The sequence below is a fragment of the Bacteroidales bacterium genome (genome assembly GCA_012517825.1).
Classification (GTDB): Bacteria; Bacteroidota; Bacteroidia; order Bacteroidales; family JAAYUG01; genus JAAYUG01.
The window spans coordinates 1-5891 of the sequence record JAAYUG010000177.1 but is presented as its reverse complement, the minus strand read 5'-3'; the positions used below and the strand labels follow the sequence as shown (position 1 = coordinate 5891).

At 43.9% G+C, this 5891-nt stretch carries 6 protein-coding genes; 3 read left to right on the top strand and 3 right to left on the bottom strand.

Annotation, left to right across the window (positions count from 1 at the left end):
* From gcvT to GX419_12430, 3 genes are all read right to left on the bottom strand, one after another.
* On the bottom strand, positions 1 to 992 hold a 992-nt coding region (gcvT, locus tag GX419_12440; protein NLI25503.1), incomplete at its 3' end, for a glycine cleavage system aminomethyltransferase GcvT.
* A 251-nt stretch (positions 993 to 1243) separates the two neighbouring features.
* Positions 1244 to 3316 (bottom strand): OmpA family protein, encoded by a 2073-nt coding sequence (locus GX419_12435; GenBank protein ID NLI25502.1) that lies wholly within the window; start codon positions 3314 to 3316, stop codon positions 1244 to 1246.
* A gap of 38 nt (positions 3317 to 3354) precedes the next feature.
* On the bottom strand, positions 3355 to 4413 hold the full coding sequence (locus tag GX419_12430; protein ID NLI25501.1) for a tetratricopeptide repeat protein: 1059 nt from the start codon (positions 4411 to 4413) through the stop codon (positions 3355 to 3357).
* A gap of 506 nt (positions 4414 to 4919) precedes the next feature.
* On the opposite strand from GX419_12430, the gene GX419_12425 reads away from it, so the two are divergent.
* The 3 genes from GX419_12425 to GX419_12415 form a co-directional block, all read left to right on the top strand.
* Entirely contained in the window at positions 4920 to 5276 is a 357-nt protein-coding gene (locus GX419_12425; GenBank protein ID NLI25500.1) for an Hpt domain-containing protein, read from the top strand.
* Position 5277: 1 nt separating this feature from the next.
* Positions 5278 to 5616, top strand: a complete 339-nt coding sequence (locus tag GX419_12420) for an STAS domain-containing protein (protein ID NLI25499.1) — start codon at positions 5278 to 5280, stop codon at positions 5614 to 5616.
* A 31-nt stretch (positions 5617 to 5647) separates the two neighbouring features.
* The coding region (locus GX419_12415) for a hypothetical protein (protein ID NLI25498.1) at positions 5648 to 5891 on the top strand (244 nt) is incomplete at its 3' end.

Below are 5891 nucleotides of genomic sequence, written 5' to 3'. Positions count from 1 at the left end.
TACCCCATTCCTATTCCCTTTTTCAACATGGGGGACATGGTTCCCGAAGTGACTTCTCCCACCTTGTTGCCTGATGCATCGGCAATGGTATAATGCTGCCGGGGAATCCCTCTCTCTATCATTTCAAAACCAACAAGTTTTCGTGCAACACCTTTTTGTTTCTGTTGCCACAAAAGATCCCTGTCGATGAAATTCTTTCCTTCGGTAAATTTTGTAATCCAGCCCAAACCGGCTTCAATAGGAGATGTGGTATCGTCGATATCGTTGCCGTACAAACAGTATCCCATTTCCAGTCTCAGGGTATCGCGTGCGGCCAGTCCTGCCGGTTTTATTCCGGCCTTTTTTCCCGCTTCAAATACTGCATTCCAAATTTTCTCAGCAAATGCATTCGGAAAATACAGTTCAAAACCTCCCGCTCCTGTATACCCTGTGGCCGATATGATCACTCCGGGCACACCAGCCATCTCTCCTGTAGTAAATGTATAATATTTCAGTTCTGAAAGTGGCACCGGTGTAAGCTCCTGCAGAATCTCAACCGCCTTTGGCCCCTGAACTGCGAGCTGGGAAATGCTGTCGGAAGCATTTTCAAGAACGGCTCCCATGGAATTCTGCTGTACAATCCAATTCCAGTCTTTTTCAATATTGGCGGCATTTACAACCAAAAGGTAAGTTTGCCCGTCAAAGCAATACACAAGAAGATCATCAACAATTCCTCCCCTTCCGTTTGGCATGCAGGAATACTGAACTTTTCCGGGAGTAAGAACGGAGGCATCATTGGTAGTTATTTTCTGAATCAGATCAAGAGCATGTGATCCCCTGACCCAAATCTCGCCCATGTGGGAAACATCAAAAACACCAACGCCGGTTCGCACTGTAATATGTTCATCCGTTACTCCTGTATATTCCAGAGGCATTCTGAACCCCGCAAATTCAACCATACGGGCACCCAGTTTTACATGGATATCATGAAATGCAGTTTGTTTTACAGACATAATTTTTGGTTTTTGTTTGCACAAAAATAAATTTTACGCGATAAACCATGAATGTTCTTTAACCTAAAACCGGTTCTCCTTTACTTCCGGACCATCAGTTTGCCGGCAATCTTCAGTGGAAACTAATAACTTACGGCCGCTGAAAACGGGAAAGAAAACAATAGCGTTTTTTGTTGAGCGGATGCGCATTTTATGGCTTTCTGCTACCCGGACCCCGGGCAACAGAATCAGGTATTTTACCCATCAGCGCATTATTTGCCAATAACCTTAAATTCGACTCGCCGGTTCAGCGCCCGCCCTTCAGAAGTAGCATTTGTTGAAACGGGCTGGGTATCAGCGTATCCCTTTGACTCAAGCCTTGACCTGTCAATTCCCTTCGCAACGAGATAATCGACAACAGCTCTGGCTCTGTCTTCCGAAAGTTTCTGGTTCACCCGTCGTGAGCCGACATTGTCGGTATGTCCCGATATTTCAAGCCTGATGGTTGGATTGTCTTCCATAAACTTAAGAACATTGGACAATTCGGCATATGATTCGGGTTTCAGCGTGGCTTTCCCTGTTTCGAAGAAAATATTCCGGAGTACGACTTTAGTTCCCACTTCTACCCTGGTCAGAGCAAAGTTGCGGACAAAAAGGACATCGGAAGTATCTTCTGCCAGGTTGACCATTTCGAGGAAGAAAAGATAGTCCTTTGCCATGATTTCCACTCCGTATTTCGTCTTTGCCGGCAATGAAGCCCGGTAATCCCCTGTGGTATCAGACACAGCTGTAGCAACAGTTTTACTGGCTCCGGCATCGATAAATTCAATCCTCGCCATGATACCTTTCCCGGTTGCTGCATCGGTAATTTTTCCTGTTATAACAAGGGTTGAATCAATTCCAAGGAATTCAGGAATCTTTGTAAATGCTTTTGGCGGAAAAGCCTGCCTCCATGCAAACAAAGCCGTATCAGAAACAAGAACCAGTTCCTTTTCCTCTCCGAGAAAAGCAATCCGGAAAATATCTTTTCCCCCGCGTCCTCCTTCACGCACAGCCGAGTAATATGCATATTTCGGATTCAATATGTCAGGGCGATAGAACAATTCATCATCAGGGGTATTGATCGGGTAACCCAGATTTTCAGGGGCTGACCAACTGCCGTCATCCAGTTTCACCGACCGGAAGATATCATACCCTCCCATGGTATTATGGCCTTTTGAACTGAAATAGAGAGTTTTTCCGTCAGGGGTAATGTAAACACCCTCTTCATCATACGGGGTATTGATGACAGGACCAAGATTGACAGGCTTTTTCCAACGTTCCGTACCCTTCTTCCGGGTAGTGCTCATAAAGATATCTTTACCTCCCATACTTTGGGAAGGATTGTCGCTGACAAAATAAACAGCAGTTGAATCACTGGTCATGCAGATGGAAGTTTCTCTGTACCGGGACAAGAATTTCTCGTTCACCTGGAAAGGGGTCGTAAATTTGTCTTTTTTACGCCGGTGCCAGGCCAGAAGGATATCTCCTCCTCCCGTTATTCCGCGGTATATGAAAAGACCATCTCCGGAAGGAGTAATGCCCACCACAGCATCATTGTGACGGGTGTTCACGGGCTTGCCGACAGGTTTCACATCTGTCCACCCTGTGCCTTCCCTCTTCGCCACATAAATGTCTTCATAATATTTGTTGTCATAAGGATTTCGTTCCGCTTTTTTGCTGCCGGGCCGGCGGGATGTGAAATACAACAGGCTGTCGTTGGGTGCTAAAACAGGTCCATAGTCATCATATTCGCTGTTGACTCCCTCCCCCAGACCGGAAATAATAACCCGCACCGGATTTGCTGCCAGCTTTTTCCCGTCATAACATTCCTGAATCAATTTGTCAATCATAGCCTTTGCCACGACTTTTTCCTTATTGGGCAGCCGGGCAAGGTAATTCTGATACGAAACAACAGCGGAGTCAAAATTCAAGACCTGGTGATAGGCTCTTCCTACGTAAAAAAGGATATCTCTGGTGACAGCCGGTTTAAGATTCCATGCAGAACGCAGATATTCGATTGCCTGAAATTTGTCATCCGTATAAAGATAGCAGATGCCAAGTTTGTAATTAAGTTCCGGAACTAAAGGGTTATAATTATATGCCTCCAGGTATAACTGCCGGGCATCCTGAAAATACCCTTTCCCTTTTTTGTAAAATTCATTGCCCTTTTTGACGCATTTCCATGCCTCTCTGAAACCTTCCTTACCGGCAAAGAATTTGTTTCGTTTGATTTTGGGATCTGATTGTGCATGGGCTGGATAAACCAGGCAAGCAATCAGGATAAGTAAAAATAATTTCCTCATAATATCAGTTCTTACCGTCATGATTACCAATCATGTTGCTACTTACATTCCTTAATATACTTTTCGGCCTCTTTTCGCCCAAGGGAAAAGGCCATATTCCAATCGGCACAGGCATTTTCCAGCTTTCCAAGCAGTTCGTTGACAAAGCCTCGGTTAAGATAGGCAACAGCAAAACCGGAATCTATCTGCAGAGCTTTAGTGTAATAGGTTGTTGCCTCTTCATATTTTTCCATTTTGGCATAGGCATTTCCGAGGTTATTCCATGCGGCTGCATAGGCAGAATCTATCACTACCGCCGCATAAAAATCCTCAACTGCTTTAGGATATTCACCCATCAGGTAATAGGCCTGTCCCCTGTTATTAAATGCCTGATGATTTGCCGGATCAAGCCTGACGACCCTGGAAAAATCTTCCACAGCTCCCTGATAATCTCCCAGAATCATCTTCAACTGACCCATATTATTATAGGCTGTCAGGAACATGCTATCCAGCCCAACAGCCATTCGGTAATCATAGAGAGCCCCCTGAAGGTCTTTAACCATAAGACGTACAGAAGCACGCTCATGAAAAGCTATGGTATAATTGGGATTCTTGTCAATAGCCATCGTATAATCGTAAATTGCTCCACTGTAATCACCCTGAAGGGTTTTCAGAACGCCCCGGTAGAAAAAAGCCTCGTCGGTAGTGTAGCTTCTCCGGATGGCCTCATTCATGCATTGCAAGGCCCGCGGCACAGAATCGTGAATCATCCAGAGAAGTCCTTCCAGGTACCACGCTTCTCCTGTTTCCGGTTTATTCTTAAGAAGCGTCTCAAGATCCTGAAGGGAAGCATCATAATCCTGGTAGGTGAAAAAGATTTTGGCCCTTTGAAGCAATGCTTCCGGCGCATTGGCAGAAAACTCCAGGGCTTTGTCGAGAAATACTGCAGCCCGGGAATAATCACCTGCCTTTATCGCCTCAATAGCCTGATTGTATGCCTGAGCGTAGTTCCGCTGATTTCTGAGTTTAGCAACAGGATCTGCTGAAACTGTCTGTGACATGAGCTCTCCTGCTGAAAACAGAAACAGTACCAGGATACACCCCAATAGCCTGTTCATATGCACAAGTTTTTCATTTATGAATCAATTGTAACCTTGCAAGGGTTTGCAGGTACGAAAGATAAAAAAAATATTTGGTTAACCACCACAACCCAATTGAAAATGCTCAGTTAGCCCGGCTGTTTGATTTTACTCAGGCACACCGGAGTTGGCCCGAATCCCAACCCTGCATTCCAACCCACAATGCATGAGTTCGCTTTGCGCCTGACGCATCATCCGGGTTTAACGGCAGGATTTGTTCAACCGAAGTACCATGAATTAACAAATTCAACCAGGCTATAACAAAATTATTTTTAGAGGAGATGAGTAAACAGAAACACAAAAAACATTTAAACAACTTGTTTCTATTGACTTATCGAGGTAATCCCGACGTCTAAAATCTGATAAGATTTTATTGGTCGATTCGTCACTTAAGTTTTTCAATTGACGAATTTGGGTTCAAAAGTTGTTCTTCCGGTTAGAAACTTAAAATCTTTATATTATTTTAGCCTTGAAATTGGTGCAAAATGATAGTTGACCTTTCCTACCTTCGGGAAAATACCGGAAATGACCCTGAAGTACTCAGGGAACTTGTTGGAATATTTATTTCGCAGGTGCAGGAACTTGCCCAAAGCATGCAGGAAAGTCTGAATCATCGTGATTGGGATCAGCTGGCCAGACACGCGCACAAAGCCAAAACTACGGTTGCTATCATGGGACTTCACGGTCTGGCACAAAAGCTAAAACAACTGGAACTTGATATTCTGAGCGGAAAAGATGAAGACCTTTATGCCGAATGTGTTTCTGCTTTTCTGCACTCCAGCCAGCAGGCAATAGATGAACTTCGTGAACTGATACCTGACATATCACTTAAAAACCCCTAATATGCTGAAAGCAGAAGTTGTTGACAATATCACCGTGGTTTCATTCCAAAATGTAACCAGGTTAAATGCGCTGATAGCTGATCAGGTTAAAACCGAACTGAACAGCTTTTTCAGTAAACCCAACATGAAACTGGTTCTGAATCTTGAAGGAGTTACTTTTATTGACAGTTCAGGTTTTGGTGTTTTTCTCTCGGTTATGAAAACTGCCAATAACAGTTACGGCCAGTTCAAGATCTGTAATATAGCTCCTGAAGTGATGGAACTTTTCAAGTTGCTTCAGTTGCACAATGTCTTTGAAATTTATTCAACCACAGAAGATTGCATAAAGAGTTTCCGTTAAAAATTGACACTAATCAAATAATTCACTACATATGAATAGATTACATGGTTTGTTCATCGTTCTTTCTATTTTCTTTCTGATTTCCTGCCACCAAAAGAAGGCAGTTGATGCACCCGAAAGCGTTACTCTTGTTCAGCTTAAAGCAAATCCTTCTGATTACGTTGGGAAAAAGATTACTGTAACAGGAACGGTGAGCCATGTCTGCCGGGAAGGTGGTCAAAAGATGTTTGTGTATCAAAGCCAGCCTGATAGTCTGATACGGATCACTACCGGTC

What these genes read in the sequence shown, in the direction of transcription:
- GX419_12430 (NLI25501.1), bottom strand. Translation starts at nt 4,413, where the DNA reads ATGAACAGGCTATTGGGGTGTATCCTGGTACTGTTTCTGTTTTCAGCA.
- GX419_12435 (NLI25502.1), bottom strand. Translation starts at nt 3,316, where the DNA reads ATGAGGAAATTATTTTTACTTATCCTGATTGCTTGCCTGGTTTATCCA.
- GX419_12420 (NLI25499.1), top strand. Translation starts at nt 5,278, where the DNA reads ATGCTGAAAGCAGAAGTTGTTGACAATATCACCGTGGTTTCATTCCAA.
- GX419_12425 (NLI25500.1), top strand. Translation starts at nt 4,920, where the DNA reads ATGATAGTTGACCTTTCCTACCTTCGGGAAAATACCGGAAATGACCCT.